The organism is Tunturiibacter gelidiferens, assembly GCF_013410115.1.
In the GTDB taxonomy this organism is placed as follows: domain Bacteria; phylum Acidobacteriota; class Terriglobia; order Terriglobales; family Acidobacteriaceae; genus Edaphobacter; species Edaphobacter gelidiferens.
Window position 1 is genome coordinate 1,580,524 of the sequence record NZ_JACCCV010000002.1, and the last position, 15,636, is coordinate 1,596,159.

Consider the following 15,636-nt stretch of genomic DNA (forward strand, 5'->3'; position numbering starts at 1 on the left):
ACGCGATCACTTGCGGGTCACGCGCGAATTCCGGCAACACATGGCGAACGAGGTCTCTATCGTGCCTCCGCCGACGTGAAGCAGCACAAGAGGTGGATGTGTCGGACTCGCGGTTCCACGAGTCTCGTAATAAATTCTGAGACCGTCAACCGGCGCGTAGCCTTTTTTGACTTCCATTTCGTCATCCTTCTTGCTCTGGTCTGAAGCAGCACTAGCGTCAGCTTGTCCAAGCAAGCGGAAAACATGATTGCCGCCAACCCAGCCTCGGCCATGATCCTGATCATTCTTTCCCTCGTGGCCCCCCTCATCGCGAGGTTTCCTTTCGCCGTCGCCGCTCGCTCTCCCTAACTATGTCGTTAATATCCGCCACTGGACGTATCTCGATTGTTCCACAATTCAACTTCACTCCCGGACATTGGGAGATGAGCTGAATGGCGCGATTAAGATCTCGTGCTTCAAGCACCTGAATTCCGCCTAATTGCTCATTCGTTTCCGCGTACGGACCGTCTGTCACTGCAACCTTTCCGTTCTTCCAAGACACGGTCACCGCCGTGTTGGGGGGCTGAAGAGGTTCCTCAGCGACCAAATGTCCGTTCTTCCGTAGTTCGTCGTTGTAGCTAAAACACTCGTCAAACACGGTGTTGCGCTCGCTCTCAGACATGTTTTCGAACTTGCCGGGTTCGAGGTATCCGAAACAGATGTATTTCATTAATTCCTCCCTGTTTGCTGTGACTCATGGAGCCGTAGCTCGTCGTTCTGTTATCAGATAGTCGTTCGGAGACCGAAAATCGACAGCTACTCCATTTTTTTAGCCTCGTCAGAGGACGACCAATCCATGGAACGCGCCTGGGACGCAGCAGGGCGCCACGCCGTTGAAGGACTTGGTCAGCAAAAGCTCTGGTGGGCGTGCATGTGCTAATGATGATGCTCGGCGACGGAGCCTTCGCGATATTCCGCTCCGTCTGACCACCGTTGCACAGGAATTACGAACGAAGTCAAGTGCTCCACGGGGTCGCTCACACCAACGACGGGAGAACCCGGCAGATTCGATCCCCAGAGTGCGGGGTCGGTGTCCGAATAGAAAAACATGATGTGGGGCGACCAGTGGGGGTTACGTCGCCGGCGTATCCCGGCTTCGACATCATGTAGCACATAGCTCCGGATTCCATCGGCGGCAGTTATTTTTTGGCGATGGCGACGGTGATGGACTCATTCATCTGAGCTTGCGTACGCCCCGCCAGTCCCCACTCGGTCTCTTTGGTGAGGTGCAGAAGGTAAGAACGTGCGGCTGGTGCATTCAGACACATGGGGACCCGTACCTTCGGATTCCAAAAGTCAGGATCAGCGGCGGACGTACACGAACGCCCCACGATACACACAAAGCCGTTTTTGCCTTTGACCGCTGTTTCGAACCCATGACGTCCAAGAATTAGCACCTCTGCATCGCGTGAAATGGACTCCGGTGCTGCACTTCGCGCCAAGGCTATTTCCGCACCCCGATCCGTCATGAGGTATTGGTCGATCGGGGCCATCTTCGGATACGGCGTCGTGGCATCCTGTGCCGTCGCCTGGTAGGCCGTACCGAGCACAACAAGCAGTGCGAAGCTTTTGATTGCGATTGCGTGAACCTTCTTTTTCCGCATTTGTTTTCCCTCTTGAGAATGGGCTATCCGTGACCGCCGGCTTATTGCGAGCAACGATATCGGCGCAGCCTCGATGTGCCATACGGCTTCAATGGCGCGATGGAAGACCTGATGTGGATCGGTAGCGGACACTGCTACCGACCACACCAGCTTCAATCCGTGGATGCAAGAGCGGCTATTTGTTGGCGGTCTGATTTGGCAGCTCAGCTCGGCGCTCTACTTTGTGCTGGATCTGCTCTTCGGTCAAGATGGGTGCAAAATCTTCCATCTCAAAGATCTGGCGGATTTCGACTTCGGAGTCGCTGCCCGGGTTGCAGTTGGGGGCACGCTTGACCAACTCGATGGCCTCTTCGAGGGACTTGACCTGCAGAATCGAGAAGCCGGCGATGAGCTCCTTGGCCTCGGTGAAGGGGCCGTCGATGACGGTACGAGACTTGCCGGAGAATTTGACACGTGCGCCTTTGGAGCTGGGATGAAGGCCATCGAGGGCGAGCAGGACGCCTGCCTTCATGAGCTCTTCGTTGTACTTGCCCATCTCGAGCAAGAGCTGTGGATCGGGGAGGGCGCCTTCTTTTTCTGTCTCTGGGGTTGCTTTGGCGATGACCATGAATCGCATTGCGGAATCTCCTTTGGGTTGAGCGATGGTTGGGTGGCTTGATTTCGGGTTTAGCTATTTGTGGTTAACCGGTGAACTCAGAGAGCGCAGCTGGATCGCTTCGCCCTCTGTGGACGGGTCATAGTTGTCGGGGTTGTGATCGGTGCTCATGATCATGCTCCGTAGCAGCCGGTTTCGCCGGTGGGGGTGCTTACGGCTTGACCCGCGATGGGTGAGGTGTGCCACCCGGCAGGCTGCTGTATGGTATCTCGCGCACCTCGCCCCGCGACCGAGGGTCGATGGTAGCCTTGCGGGCCCACGCCAGCGCCTCGTCCATGTCAGCGGCTTCCAGTATCCAAAAACCACCGATGTGCTCCTTGGCTTCCAGATACGGGCCGTCGGTGATGAGCACCTCGCCGTTGGGCTGCCCCCGTAGCGACTTCGCATGGCTGGCTGGGCTGAGCCCGCAAGCCATGAGCCTGGCACCAGCAGCTTCCAACTCGTCGTTGAGATCATTGATAGCGCGTACCGTCGCTTCGGTCATGGTGGACGGGTCGAAGTTGTCGGGAAGGTAATTCGCAAGCAAATATTGCGGCATGATTTCTCCTTTTATACTGGTTTAATCTTCGGGCGGCCCGGTTGCCCCGTCTTCACTACATAGTCGAACGGCCAGACTGGAATTCGACAAAGCGTCCAAGAAATTTTGCTTCTTCTGCGCTTTTTTATTTCAGCTGCCGAATCCGCTCTTGCAGGAATTGCCGCTCCGGTTCCTGTTGGGTCAGCGCCAGAGCTTTCTCATAAGAGGACCGGGCCTCAGCAGTCCTGCCCAGCCTGCGGTACATATCCGCGCGGGCTGAATGCGCCAGATAGTAATTTGCCAATTCGCCATGTTCCAACACCGCGTCGATATGCGTCAGACCGGCCTCCGGACCATCGCGCATGGCAATTGCCACGGCACGATTGAGATGGACAACTGGCGAAGGCTGAATCCGTACCAATCGGTCGTAAAGCGCAACAATCTGCCGCCAGTCGGTCAGAGCGACCGATTCCGCCTCCGCATGAACGGCGGCAATCGCGGCCTGCAGTGTGTAGGAGCCGAAGCCGCGGGACTTCAGGGCCTTCTCCAGCAATGCCACTCCCTCCGCGATCTGCTCCCGATTCCAGAGTGAACGATCTTGATTCTCCAGCAAAATCAGATCTCCGGCAGGAGAGGTTCTCGCGGCGCGACGGGATTCCTGCAACAACATCAGGGAAAGCAACCCCATGACTTCCGGCTCTGGCCGGAGTTCGGTCAGCAACCGGCCCAGTCGAATCGCCTCGCCGGTTAGCTCGGCGCGCGTTACCTCTGCTCCCGCCGCAGCGGAGTAGCCCTCATTAAAGACGAGATAGATGACCTGAAGCACCGCGCCCAGTCGCTCCGGCAATTCCTGCGGAGTTGGCACTTCATACCGAATCGGGGTGTCTCGAATCTTTGCCTTTGCGCGCACAATGCGCTGCGCCAGCGTACGCGGAGTGATGAGGAAGGCCTTTGCGATCTCTTCGGTTGTCAGCCCGCACACCTCACGCAAGGTGAGCGCGACGTGCGCTTCCGGTGGTAGAGAGGGATGACAGCAGGTAAAAATCAGGCGCAGCCGATCATCCTCAAGGCTGTCCTCTTCCTTGGACCTTTCGGCCGAACTCCATTGCGCTTCGAGATATCGCACGAGCTCGTCTTGAGACGCATCAAATCTTGCCCGTCGACGCAGAGTATCAATGGCTTTGAATCGGGCCGTCGAAATCAACCATGGTCGCGGGTTCTCGGGTACTCCACTGCTTGGCCACAGGCTCAGCGCAGCCGCAAAGGCCTCGTGCATCGCCTCCTCGGCAAGATCAAAATCACCGAGCAAGCGGATCAGAGTTGCCAGGATTCGTCTCGAATCCGCACGATAAAGGGAGTCGAGCAATTCGCGTATCGGCTCGGTGGGATGCTCGGACATGATGACGACCTTAGCAAACCAGCTACTCCGAATCAATTTGGCAAACGGCGGATCGATGTAAGGTGCCCAACTCGTGACTCTGAGATCCGGAGCAACAGCACCCGCTCCCCGGTTGACGCAAAATCGCCAGCCGCTCATCGAGGACCGATTAGTACTGGTATCTCCGCTTGTGTTTATCAAGTTGTTCATAGCCAACCCTACGGTGTGGCGTTCTCGACAAGTGATCCGGCGATTTTTGCGTCAATTGAGACTTCCATACGAATTAGCAGCTGAACGGAGAATTTCGGTTCAGTGAACCACATCATGTAGAGGAAGGGTTCAGGCCTGTTCAACAATTTCACTTTATGGACATGCTGCAGAGATGCAAGTCTTGCGGTGGGGTCTCCCTCTTATTACGCATATATTCCTCAACGATTCTGACGCACAAGATATGTTAGTACCGGCTGATCATCCATTGCACAGGGTGGTGCCAGGCAGGTGTCGAGGCGAAACCGATGCGGGCCGGAGGTCCCGCGATGATGAACAATAAAACGTTCAGGGTATACGCAGGATGAATTCGGTGCCGGGTCGTGAGGTCGTAAATGGGTCCTGCGAGAATGAAGGCAAAGATGGCGCAAACGGCCACCGGCGCTCCCAATTAGGACGAGCGAGCGATTGCGGGTGGCAGCAAGGTCATCTCAAAAGACTGGTTTAGCATCTCGTTCGTTGATATATCTTCCAAGTGCTTGTCTTCCGCGAATTAGGCGCGATTTTGCCGCGGCTACAGAAATTCCCGCTTCCTGTGCAATTTCCTTGATTGACCCGTCGGAGGACAAGCGGATCTCGAGCACATCGCGGAGTACCGGACTGAGACGATTGACTGCCGTTCTCAAACGTACTTCCCGATCGCGCTCGAGGTAGCACAGCTCAACGTCTTTTCCTGGATCCGGTATATCGAGAGATCCCCACGCATTTCCGTCGAGATGTGCATCTATTGAGGTTTCGTTGCGTCGACGTTTCTGCCGCAGGATCATGAGCGCAGAATTTATTGCTATTCGCGTCAACCATGTAGAGAATAGCGACCTCTCGTCAAACGTTTTGAGATGAAGGAACGCCTTGAGAGCAGCATCTTGACACGCATCTTCTGCGTCTTCTCGATTCTTTGTGATTCGATAAACTGTGTTAAAGACGCGTCTCGAGTGACGGTTAGAAATTACCTCGAACGCGATGTGGAACCCTTGCTTTGCAGCAGCGACAAGACTTTCATCGCTTGCATAATGAAGTAAGCATCTTTGATTTTGACCCCGCTCAGGGGAGGCACCAGCGCTCATTCGATTGCTATCGAAAAACAATTTACTCTCCGGCACTTCCATTTAGTTATCAATCAGGCAAGTCGCGAAATTAGCTTTGCTTTACGGGTATTTTGCGGCCTAAAGCGGATACGAAGAATGCTTCGTGGTGAGAGCTGAAGAGTGTTCAGCTCTCAGCATAAGATTGTTCGTTCTGCCTTATCAAAGAGAATCGATCAGGCGTAGTGTTCAGTAACTTATTTCTCAGCCCTGCCAGGTTTCAAGTTATTCAAGCAGTCCCTTTGACGGAAGTGAGTAACGGTGAGCCAGACGTGAGTAGATTCCGAACATCGGCCTGAAGCATCAGAATTTTGATTGAAGCATCCAGAGACGCACTCTCTCTTTGATTCACTTCGAACGAAGAGCCGAAGACGCGCCGAGCACGAAGTCTTGAATATCTTCCGCTCTTGTACGGTTCGGGCTGGCTCCGGAATGAGGTATCTCTCATTCTGGCCGCTCTCCGAGGAGACGTCGAATGTTGTTCCGGGCGAGAGACAAGTTCAACTGAGAGTTCAGCAAATTCATATGCGCGGAGGTCAACGCTGCATTGGCTGCAGCCACTCCAGAGGCGAGTTGAGCGTCAACCTTCGCTCGCTCGCTCTGAATACGGAAGCTTTCCTCGCGAGCCTCGAGAGCTTGAGTTGTCACTCGTACCAGTTGATCAAGCTGTTCTGTTTTGTCGTAAGCAGACGACAACTCAATGCTGACGTCTGCCTCGGTCTGCTTCAATTGCGTCTGTGCCATCGTCAGCTTGATACGTGCGTCCTGGAGTTTGGCTTCGCGTCCCCCGCCGTCGAACAAGGTGTAAGTGAAGATAGCTCCGAAGGTCCCAAAGTTATGAGCCAAAAAAGGCAGGCCACTCTGATAGCTGTAACGGGCTACTCCGGTTAGTTCGGGGATGTATTCGTCTCGCGCCGCGGCGACATCAGCCTTCGCCTTTTCTACCGTCTGTCTGGCCGACAATACCGCAGGACTCTTGTTGAGCAGAAGTGCAATTGCATCAGCACGCGTGGGAAGAATTGAGGAAGCTCCGAATGAGTTTGGGTCGAGGATAAGCTGAGTTCCAAGCGGCAAACCGAGCGCGTCGTCGAGTTGCAAGGTCAGGTCATCGAGGTTAAGGTGCGAGGCCAGGGCAGCTTGCTGCTTATCGAGCAAATCTGTGCGGCTCACCAGCTCGGCGTCCGCAAGGAGCTTCCCTTCATTGACACCGTGCTTTGCCTCCTGCTCAACCACTGTTGCGGCGTCGACGGCGTCCTTTGCGGCCGCACCACGTAACTGCTCAACAAGGATGCCGTAGTAGAGTTTGTGGACAAGAAAAGCGACGCCGTTCTCCGCGTCATCCGATTGAATATGCGCCGAGTTCAGCTCGGCATCGGCAGCCTTCACGCCCGCCCGGATCTTGAAGATCTGCGTTATGGGTTGGGCCAGTTCCGTCCCACTCGTATAGCTGGTGAGGGCTCCCTGACCGATATTGAGAGTCTCTGCCGGCAAGAAGCCCGAAGAGGTTTCCCCGAGGGCTCCCGCAGGAATTCTTACTCCCTCAAGTTCGGTAATGTGTAATACCGCAGACTGGTTCTTGATGATCGGATAGAAACGCGACTCGGCAAGTCTCTTCTGGGACATGCTATCGGTCACGGCCAGATGGGCCAACATAATGTGGCGGTTGTGCGCGAGCGCCATCTCAACCGCACTAGAGAGCGTGAGGTCCACGCTGGCAGCATTGGACAAATGCTCCGAAGCGGCAGCAGCGTTAGACTGCTGAGCGAGGAGCAATATCGGCGAGACGAGCGCAACCGGCACCACGGACGCCACCAGTAGTCTACCTATGCGATATGCTGCTCTACGCAAAGAAGTATTTTCTCTCACCATTCAACTTTTCCTTTGAAGCAGACTTCCTATGAAGCAGATTGGGCCGAAGTGGCGATGATTTGGCGGAAGCCGACCTTCAGGCCTCGTAGACACGCGATGATCAAGAGGCAGGTCGTTGCGACATACGCAATGAAGGTGAAAGCGTCCATGATCGACAAGGTGAAGGCCTGCTGGCGAATACTTCCCATAAACAGTACGGCGGCCCGACCCGTAGCGATATCCTGGGTCACCGACTGCGCGTGCATTCCAGCAGTCAACATATGGGTGCGTTCGACAACGGGGGTCGAACCTCCCTGAATGTCCGCTGACAGCAGATCCGCATGAAACACCTGTCTGCTGTGCAGGAAAAACTGGATGTATGAGGCGCCGAGTTCTCCGCCGAAGAGTCGTATCGTCTGAAAGAAGCCGCTGAAGCTGAGCACGTCAGGACCCTTATCCATGGACCCAGAGTTCATGAGGTCGAGTACGATGGTGCCGACCATCCCGTTGAAGGCGAAGCCTTCTCCCATTGCCAGCACGATCTGGCTCAGTTCGAAGCTGTTCCCTGACCAGACGGAAGTAATATGCGAATCCATCAGGGCAGCAACAGCCACCGTGGCAAATCCCGCAGCCAGAATAAGACGCGAGTCAATGCGCCCAAGCAGGTAGATCGCGAGAAGGCCGGCGAGGCATTGAGGAATTGCCAGCCAGAGAAGCACAGGGCCGACCTGTTCCGGCCTATATCCGCGGATTGCCGTGAGATAACTGGGAACTAGCACAACCGCGGACAAGAGAACAAAGCGGAAGATCATGATGACCATGCCGAGCAGAATGGTGTTTCTCCGCCGCAGGAAGGGGAAGTTGATCAGGGGATTCGGCTTGCTGAAGTGTCGGACTGCCGTTGCCAAAATAAGAAAGGAACCAGACACGACCATCGCGACGAAGGTGCCGGAACGCCACCAGTCGAGCCGCTGTCCCTGGTCCATCGCCCCGTAAAGCAACGCCGCCCCTAGGCTGAAGTAGAGGAAGCCTCGCCAGCTTGGCGAAGGCTGTCCTGGCTTGGGCTTAGGGATCGGTTGCGGTGGAATGCCTAAGACAACCAAGGAGATCATGATGGGTGCGAGCAGCGCAGTCGTCCAGAAGATCCATTGCCACGAGAGAGCGTCCATCAGCCATCCCTCGTAGGAATGCGCCATATGAGTCGTAACAACGATGTCCGCCGCATAGGCAGCAATTCCAAAGAGCAGGTAACTCTGGGGAAGATTACGCAGAATGAACGACAATGTGAGGGGATAGAACGTCCCGGCTGTCATCCCCGCCGCCGCCAGCAAGAACAAGAGAACGGGAAGATGTCCGGCAAACGGCATCGCGATACACAGCAAGGTAAATATCGTCGCGGAGACCAGCAGAACGCGCCTCGGTCCAAGTAGGCCGCCGAGGTAGACAGAGAAGGGGCCGATGAACATCATGCCCATGTTGTAAGTGGTGCCGATCCATGAAGCTGAGTCCACGTCGATCCCCAGCGCTCCGCGCAGATCGGGCGCCCCGACGCTCAAAAGTCTCCCGAAGAACGTAGCCAGCGAGGCACCCAACAGCACGCCCACAATCCCAAGAACAGGTCTGATGCGTTGGACAGATTCGATTTGTGGACCTGTCTTCATGTTTCCCATTAGCGGACCATTGCCGGACGAGTTGCATCTGTTGTTTCCTGCCGATCGGTATGCACAGTGATCTCCGCAGACAGTCCTGGACGGAGGATGTCACCGGAGGGGTTGCCGTCGAAAAGGATCTTGACTGGCACACGCTGAACGACCTTGGTGAAATTTCCGGTAGCGTTATCGGGCGGCAAGAGTGCTGCAGCGGACCCACTCGCGGGTGCTATCTCGCTCACATGGCCGTAAAGAATTTGGGAAGGATAGGCGTCTATCTTGATGTCCGCGGTATCGCCAACACGAACGTGCGCAAGCTGCGTCTCGAGGAAGTTGGCCTCGACCCATGCGCCGTCTTGAACGAAATCAACGACCTGAACGCCCGCTCCCACAAGCTGCCCCGGATGAACCCGTAGTCGACCAACTCGACCGTCGGCGGGCGCAACGATCTTTGTGTAAGCAAGACTAACTTGCGCAATCGTTACGCCCGCGGTCTTGGCTGCGATCTGAGCCTGCAGGGATGCATCTTTTGCGTTAAGAGCGGCTCTCTGCTGGAGAGCCCCAGCGACCGCAGCTCGGCTGCTTGCTACTGCGGCCCTAGCACGCGCAAGATCGGCGCGGCGGCTTTGCAAGGCAGCTTGAGCGGCGTCTCGGGCTTCCTGGACCTGCTCGAACTGCTGGTGAGTCGCGGCCCGGTTCGCCAGCAACTTCTCCTGTCGCTGATATTCGCTGACGGACTGTGTCACCTGAGCTTGTGCGGCATCGATCCCAGCTTGTGCGGCGTCGGCAGCAGCCTGTGCCTGCTCTACTGACGCCTTTGCAGCATCTATGCTCGCGTCAGCGGCCTGCTTCGCATCCTGATTTGCGTTGAGTTCAGCACGTGCGGCGCTAATCGCAGCTCGCGCCTCATCGACACTTGCCTGATAATCAGAGTGATCCAATTCAACGATTGATTGCCCAGCTTTGACTGACTGATAGTCTTGCACGCCAACCCGCTGCACAGTACCGCTGATGCGAGTGCTGAGAGGAATCTGATCGCCTGTGACATAGGCATCGTTTGTCCTTTGAAGGACAGCGTTACTCTTCCAAGAGTCCCAATGACCTCGAATGGCAAAGATGAGAAAGATGGCTATAGCCAGCACCAATACCGGAATCGCAATAGACCACTTCTTCACAGCCAGACCTCATCAGGAAATCTCCAAAGCAGGCCACTCGCAAGAACAGCTTCCAAACCAAGAATCGGTCAGATAGGATTTTTGTTCGAGAAGGCCCATTTCGATTGAAGCAGGCTATACAGCCCCTCGGAAGTGAGGGGAAGGTTAGATCACCGTGAGCAAAGCCCTGACTTTACCATGCATCGACCCTTCGCGGATCCCTAATTAGAGGGGTTGGTTCCTAGAAAACTGCGCGGACGATGGACTGGTAGGTTGCGTCGCCGCGGATTCTATCGAATCGCGGATCTGCAGCGATCCAGGGTAGCTCTGCCTCTTTTCGCTTAAACGATTCGCTCAGAAACTCTAACGACTTTGCAGGTTCGTTCAGTGCTAAAGCCAGGCAAGCCTTCCGAAAATAACTCAGAGATGCCTGTTCCGCCAGCAAGCCCGAACTCACGGCGAGCGACCGCGCTTGATCCACCTCATTTGAAAGCGCAAAGATCTCCGCAACTGTGGCGAGATAGAGCTGCACTGTTCCCACCCTTCGGCGAACTCCCTGTGCCAGTGCCACCGCGTTCTTCAACTCACCCATCTGGATCTCAGTAAACGCGCGAATCAGCGTGGCTTCGATCGGCAACGGGCCATACTGCATGACTCTGGCGTAGTATTCCTTCGCTTCTCGATGCCAACGGCTGTAATAAAAGAAGCGAGCTATGGACGACTTCTGCCGGGCAGAGAAGGGGTCCATCCCCTCGGCGATCTGAAAGTGCTTCCAGGATTCATCGAAGCGTGAATGAAGCAGTAAAAATTGCGCGAACTGCCGATGGGCTGCGTGCTGGTCCCCAAGCCGTAGCGCTCTGCGAAAACTTTCTTCGGCAGCCTTCCAATTCCATTCTTGAGCGAGAATGCACCCGAACGTTGAATGAGCGTCAATGGCATTGGAATCTATCGCAATGGCGCGCTTGCAAGCCTCACTTGCTCTTGAGACAAATTCTTTTGAAGAGCGCGCGCCCCTTTGCGCTAAAGCCATGTAACACTGAGCAACACCGCAATGGAGCCGTCCGTATTCCGGGGCCTCCAAGACCAGTTCCTCGAACCTTTTGAGGGAATCTGAAATCGTGACAACAGTACCCTCTTCGAGTAGTGACTCTGCAGCAAGAGCTTTCGAGAAGAACTGATAGAGTGTTTGCGTTGGCGTTCCCAGATAACGGCGCACAATGGAAGCTCTGGGAGCGATGCGGCTTAACAAGGCTGCGGCGACTGCATCGTGCAGCTTCAGCAGAGAGTCTTCATCCGTTGCCGCGTCAAACCGCTGTGACCAAAGCAACAAACCAGGAGTGGTTGAGACGCGCGCCGATACCCGCAGGCGGTTGTGTTCACTGCGAACTGTTCCGTCGAGAATGATCTGTGCCTCTAGTTCGCCGCCTTCCTTGAGGGAGTCAGAATTTTTGCGGGAGGACCGGCTCGCCGTCTCCGAAACAACTTTGATGCCTGGAGCCTGAACTAGTCTGTGCAATAAATCGTCAGTAATTCCAAACGCACATGCCGAGGCGATGGGATCGTTCGCATGCGCCTGGAAAGCCGTCAGAGCGACCCGCACTCCATCGCCCTCTACCCAGAGCTCATTAGCTGTTCGTGTTGATACCTGAGACTGGCCATCCAGGCTCGCCCTCCATCGGATGGCGGGAACATAGCTTCCGGTTCGCATAAAAATTACTACATCGTCGGATTTGCCTTCAGTCTCGTAGTATTCCTTCAGTTTGCGTCTGAGTCGTCGCGCCTCAGTCCTTACAATCGTGTCCTGGCCAGGATCGAAGTCAGTCCTTCGACCATAAGCCTCAGTTCCAATGGTGTATTCCTTGAGGTTGTCTTCGTGGCCGTGCACCGTTTGTTCCACCACAAATCTTAGGAACTGGGAAAGTCGATTGGATCGCGCGAAGATTTCGCTGGCGAGCACTAGTGATAATGCGTTCAACGCGGCATCTGTGGGAACTGCATCCATTGATCGGTGTGTCGAGCTATTTGTCATAGCAAATTGTGTCCGCTGGCCAATCCCATTCTAAGACGAAAGGCGAGTTAGGCCTTGATTTGCCCTCGCGCTCACCGTTAGCTCACTTCCGTAGGAAAGTCCGAGGGAATAATGTTTGTTTCGATCTCAGCGGAGGTGCGCCGATGACCGAGAACTCCACTGGAGATGTTTTGGCGCTGATACCTTACGATATGCAGCGGAGTATGCGGTATCTGGTGAATGCCGTTGTTGGAGTTCTGACAATTTGCGACAACGCCGATGACTTCGCGCAACACTCACGACAAAAGATCTATGCTGTTGCGCTCATACCAGCTAGCTTACCAACTCAAGAGTGGTGGACCTTATGGGGATTGCTCTCTACTATGGAGCCGCAGCCGTCGATTCTCGTGTACACGCTGAGCAGCGACTTTCCGATGTGGTCGGCTGTGCTTGAGGCAGGGGGATTCGACGTACTTGTCGCGCCGTTCACAGAAGTGAACTTGCGAACTGCGGTCGAGTCGGCCACGAACTATTTCTATCAGCGACTAACATATTGAATTCTGTGCAGCCGGCCATTCCGGCCTCAGAGTGATCGATCAGTTCTTATTGGTCACGGGCACCAACGAAGCGAACGCTACCAAGCGAACCGTCCAAAGCCAATCGAGTGCCTCGCAGCTCCACCACACTGCCATCCTCGTGGTAGGCCGCTATGTCGCGGCCCTGAAGAGCTAGGTGAGGAGGGTCATCAGACCATGGCTCACAAAGCTCTGGACCTGTGTTCCTGACATCTCCACCTTGGATTGGGTCATTAACCACGACGTAAGTTGCCCGCAGATGGCCGAGGCTTTCTTCAATCGGCTAGCCTCCTCCAATTCTCCCTAAGCCCATGCCGATCACGTAAGTGACGATTCCTTCAATCGCTCCGACGACCGTCATCTCCAATCCGCTGCTCCACCACGGACGGATTGTCACGAGCGACTTCGATGCCCCAACAACAAAGTGCGCTATCAGGGAAACAACTGCGGCGACAATTACAGCCCTGATCCCAGCCATAAAGAAGAACGGAATGATCGGAATGAAAGCGCCCAAAGCCGTAGAAAAAGCCCCTGACAGCGCCGAGACGAGAGGCTTACTCAATGCTTCTTCGGATGTATTGAGACGCTCCCGTGCGAGAGCGCTAATCAGATGTTCCTTGTTCTTCGAAAGATGGTGTACAAAACGCTCTGCGTCTTCTTCAGGCAGCCCGCGGATTTGGTAGCTGAGAGAAAGTACTTCGCGGGCCTCGGCTTCATTGTCTTCAACGGCCTCCCGTTCTCTGGCAAACTCAGCTTCATAGATCTCTCGCTGACTCTTAGCTGCTAAGTAAGCCCCCGAGCCCATCGAGAGCGCACTCGCCACCATCCCGGCCAATCCCGCAATCAGAACAAAGTGGCTGTTACCTAGCGTCGCCCCTGAGACCCCAGAGACAATACCGAAGATAGAACCGAGTCCGTCGTTGACGCCGTAGATCGCATCTCCGACCCAACCTGCTGCCTCGGGATGCCCTTCTTTACGGGCATTCAAGAGGCTATCCAGAGCTTCCTGAGCTTGCTCAGCCGGTACAGTGGGCAGCGGACGACGTGAACGAATGAGATTGCTCAACGTTTGATAGTGCTCCCGCTCGTCCGCGATCACTTCTTTGAGAATCGCGATGCTTGGCTCATCGCCTAGCGATTTCAGCTGCCTACCGTATTTCGCAATGTCGCGGCCTTCATCGATCTCTAGGCGTCGCATAGCCAAGTCAGGTCCCCCGACTCGGGTTGCCAAAGAATCCGCTAGACCAGACTGCGAGCCTGTGTACCGCGGTGCGTCCCCGCCTAAAGCTTCGATTCGTCCAGCCCAAAGATCGGCATGGTGCTTTTCAGCGGCGGCTAGTCCACGTAACGCGTTTCGACGTTGAGGCTCAACTTCTCCTCTCGCCAGCGCCGAGTAAGTGTAATGACCTTCCATCTCTGCCTGCCAGTTGGCATCAAGCGCAGCTAATAGTTTCTTCTTTTCCGAGTCGGCCATGTTCTTCCCTTGAATGCAATCACGGTAAACAGCTATTATTCGACCGCAGACTTTCGCCCCCAATTAAAACGTCTGCCGATGATTCCCTTCACAATCAGGTGATCGGTAGCCGCGGTTGGGCCAACTCCAATCCCCATATTGATCTCCCACTTCGGTGATACGTTCAAATCTGTTACGACAAAGAACTGCTGTTGCTGATTATGAAGGGTATAGAAGTCCCCAAGTCTCCCGTAATCCGCGTAGTATTCGAAGCCACCACTGATCTTGCGGGTGAAGTCGTAACTGACTTTTACGCCTGGAGAAAAACCGAGCCCTTGATTGACGCCAGGGCCATGCAAGGTGCGTTCAAGCGCCGGGTTGAACGCGAGGTACCAGCGGCCCATCGTCTTATCAATGATTGGTCTAATCTCCCAGGTCCACGTATCCGGTGAGTAGGCAGCTCGTTGATATCCGATCTCAGTGGAAAGGCTGAGGCCAACTGGAAGATGCCAGCTATCTGGCGCTCGGACACGCGGCCGGATATGATCTCCGACCCACTGCACTCCAAGCCCATTTTGCTCGCTGGTAAATACATAGAAACCGATCTCAGACCAGTTGTTGATTCCCTCCGTTAATTCGACGGTTTCATGCTCCTGGTGATTCGTCGGATAGACGCCACTAATCGTTTGAGTCTGGCCAGAGATGGTGTAGTTCGAGTGCAGTTCGACCATTAAATTTTTTGGTGGCACCGTGTCGGCGCCGTAGACTTGGATCTCGTAATTTCCTTGAGCGTGTGCCTTCGCGAAGCCAGGGAGCAAGCACATCCCAAGGAGGAACAAAACTCGGCAAAAATTGAGTTCATTTCGATCGACCCGTAAAGCCTTATGCATAACGAAACACCATATTCATAGATCGGTTGAGCTGAGACGATTCAGTACTCCGCCTTCTCGCCCTTTGCAGGGACTGAGGTTGGAACGCCTGGAGTGCCTGCATAAGTGATCAGCAGTACGGTGGGTTCGTCACCCGACTCGCCCCGATGCACATCGTCCACTGACTCGCCGACCGCTTGTCCCTGATGAACCACCTGGGTCTTGCCGCTGGCCCTGTCATGCAGCGTGAGTGTGCCGGAAAGTACATAGACGACGTTTGGATATGGATGCGTGTGCCATGGCAAGGCGGTATGTGGTGCGATGGTTAGTTTGATCGCCGTGAGTTGTGGCTGAGCCGTGGGGTAGTGTATGTACGGTTTGCCGTTCCACGATTCGGTCGTTTGCAACAGGATTTCGCGCTTACCGCTTGCAACGGTATTCGCGCCGGTTTGAGCCAGTAGGGCCGTCAGAGATGATCCGATGACGATAGCGGCGATTCCAATCCCGCAGTATTTAGAAATCATGTCGGTTGCCTCCA

At 55.0% G+C, this 15,636-nt stretch carries 16 protein-coding genes; 1 reads left to right on the plus strand and 15 read right to left on the minus strand.

The genetic code is table 11. The features are described from left to right. Positions 1-304 precede the first annotated feature (304 nt). From HDF12_RS18625 to HDF12_RS18670, 11 genes are all read right to left on the minus strand, one after another. Positions 305-709: a YciI family protein gene (locus HDF12_RS18625; RefSeq protein WP_179585813.1), complete on the minus strand. Its 405-nt coding sequence runs from the start codon at positions 707-709 to the stop codon at positions 305-307. Positions 710-915: 206 nt separating this feature from the next. Beyond that, a complete protein-coding gene (locus HDF12_RS22490; protein ID WP_246373828.1) occupies positions 916-1,152 on the minus strand; it encodes a hypothetical protein in 237 nt (78 codons plus the stop codon). 26 nt (positions 1,153-1,178) lie between these two features. After that, the gene (locus HDF12_RS22495; protein ID WP_246373827.1) at positions 1,179-1,643 is read right to left on the minus strand and encodes a hypothetical protein; all 465 of its coding nucleotides are present in this window, start codon (positions 1,641-1,643) and stop codon (positions 1,179-1,181) included. 175 nt (positions 1,644-1,818) lie between these two features. After that, positions 1,819-2,259: a YciI family protein gene (locus HDF12_RS18635; protein WP_179585815.1), complete on the minus strand. Its 441-nt coding sequence runs from the start codon at positions 2,257-2,259 to the stop codon at positions 1,819-1,821. Between the two features lie 190 nt (positions 2,260-2,449). Then, entirely contained in the window at positions 2,450-2,836 is a 387-nt protein-coding gene (locus HDF12_RS18640; protein ID WP_179585817.1) for a YciI family protein, read from the minus strand. Positions 2,837-2,960: 124 nt separating this feature from the next. Then, a complete protein-coding gene (locus HDF12_RS18645) occupies positions 2,961-4,214 on the minus strand; it encodes an RNA polymerase sigma factor (RefSeq protein WP_179585819.1) in 1,254 nt (417 codons plus the stop codon). A 677-nt stretch (positions 4,215-4,891) separates the two neighbouring features. Then, positions 4,892-5,566, minus strand: a complete 675-nt coding sequence (locus tag HDF12_RS18650) for an RNA polymerase sigma factor (protein ID WP_246373825.1) — start codon at positions 5,564-5,566, stop codon at positions 4,892-4,894. A 420-nt stretch (positions 5,567-5,986) separates the two neighbouring features. Next, positions 5,987-7,354, minus strand: a complete 1,368-nt coding sequence (locus HDF12_RS18655; RefSeq protein WP_179585821.1) for a TolC family protein — start codon at positions 7,352-7,354, stop codon at positions 5,987-5,989. 83 nt (positions 7,355-7,437) lie between these two features. After that, positions 7,438-9,051 carry an MFS transporter gene (locus tag HDF12_RS18660; RefSeq protein ID WP_179585823.1) on the minus strand — a complete coding sequence of 538 codons (1,614 nt, stop codon included), beginning with the start codon at positions 9,049-9,051 and terminating at the stop codon, positions 7,438-7,440. An 8-nt stretch (positions 9,052-9,059) separates the two neighbouring features. Next, positions 9,060-10,214 (minus strand): HlyD family secretion protein, encoded by a 1,155-nt coding sequence (locus HDF12_RS18665; RefSeq protein WP_179585825.1) that lies wholly within the window; start codon positions 10,212-10,214, stop codon positions 9,060-9,062. A gap of 220 nt (positions 10,215-10,434) precedes the next feature. After that, positions 10,435-12,090 (minus strand): TPR end-of-group domain-containing protein, encoded by a 1,656-nt coding sequence (locus HDF12_RS18670; RefSeq protein ID WP_179585828.1) that lies wholly within the window; start codon positions 12,088-12,090, stop codon positions 10,435-10,437. Between the two features lie 275 nt (positions 12,091-12,365). Here HDF12_RS18670 and HDF12_RS18675 point away from each other — a divergent pair, with 275 nt between their 5' ends. After that, positions 12,366-12,758: a response regulator gene (locus tag HDF12_RS18675; RefSeq protein WP_179585830.1), complete on the plus strand. Its 393-nt coding sequence runs from the start codon at positions 12,366-12,368 to the stop codon at positions 12,756-12,758. A gap of 171 nt (positions 12,759-12,929) precedes the next feature. On the opposite strand, the gene HDF12_RS22500 is transcribed toward HDF12_RS18675, so the two are convergent. The 4 genes from HDF12_RS22500 to HDF12_RS18690 all read right to left on the minus strand — a co-directional run bounded on the left by HDF12_RS22500 (position 12,930) and on the right by HDF12_RS18690 (position 15,622). Further along, complete coding sequence (locus tag HDF12_RS22500) at positions 12,930-13,055, minus strand: hypothetical protein (protein ID WP_257025730.1); 126 nt, start codon at positions 13,053-13,055, stop codon at positions 12,930-12,932. Positions 13,056-13,059: 4 nt separating this feature from the next. Further along, on the minus strand, positions 13,060-14,250 hold the full coding sequence (locus HDF12_RS18680) for a VIT1/CCC1 transporter family protein (protein WP_179585833.1): 1,191 nt from the start codon (positions 14,248-14,250) through the stop codon (positions 13,060-13,062). Between the two features lie 35 nt (positions 14,251-14,285). Continuing rightward, entirely contained in the window at positions 14,286-15,047 is a 762-nt protein-coding gene (locus HDF12_RS18685) for a hypothetical protein (protein WP_257025731.1), read from the minus strand. A 113-nt stretch (positions 15,048-15,160) separates the two neighbouring features. Beyond that, positions 15,161-15,622 carry a cupin domain-containing protein gene (locus HDF12_RS18690; RefSeq protein ID WP_179585837.1) on the minus strand — a complete coding sequence of 154 codons (462 nt, stop codon included), beginning with the start codon at positions 15,620-15,622 and terminating at the stop codon, positions 15,161-15,163. Positions 15,623-15,636: the final 14 nt, after the last annotated feature.

Bases quoted from the DNA above. Each gene is read 5' to 3' on its own strand.
- HDF12_RS18635 (WP_179585815.1), bottom strand. From the start codon at position 2,259: ATGCGATTCATGGTCATCGCCAAAGCAACCCCAGAGACAGAAAAAGAA.
- HDF12_RS22495 (WP_246373827.1), bottom strand. From the start codon at position 1,643: ATGCGGAAAAAGAAGGTTCACGCAATCGCAATCAAAAGCTTCGCACTG.
- HDF12_RS18650 (WP_246373825.1), bottom strand. From the start codon at position 5,566: ATGGAAGTGCCGGAGAGTAAATTGTTTTTCGATAGCAATCGAATGAGC.
- HDF12_RS18660 (WP_179585823.1), bottom strand. From the start codon at position 9,051: ATGAAGACAGGTCCACAAATCGAATCTGTCCAACGCATCAGACCTGTT.
- HDF12_RS18640 (WP_179585817.1), bottom strand. From the start codon at position 2,836: ATGCCGCAATATTTGCTTGCGAATTACCTTCCCGACAACTTCGACCCG.
- HDF12_RS18625 (WP_179585813.1), bottom strand. From the start codon at position 709: ATGAAATACATCTGTTTCGGATACCTCGAACCCGGCAAGTTCGAAAAC.
- HDF12_RS18675 (WP_179585830.1), top strand. From the start codon at position 12,366: ATGACCGAGAACTCCACTGGAGATGTTTTGGCGCTGATACCTTACGAT.
- HDF12_RS18645 (WP_179585819.1), bottom strand. From the start codon at position 4,214: ATGTCCGAGCATCCCACCGAGCCGATACGCGAATTGCTCGACTCCCTT.
- HDF12_RS18690 (WP_179585837.1), bottom strand. From the start codon at position 15,622: ATGATTTCTAAATACTGCGGGATTGGAATCGCCGCTATCGTCATCGGA.
- HDF12_RS18680 (WP_179585833.1), bottom strand. From the start codon at position 14,250: ATGGCCGACTCGGAAAAGAAGAAACTATTAGCTGCGCTTGATGCCAAC.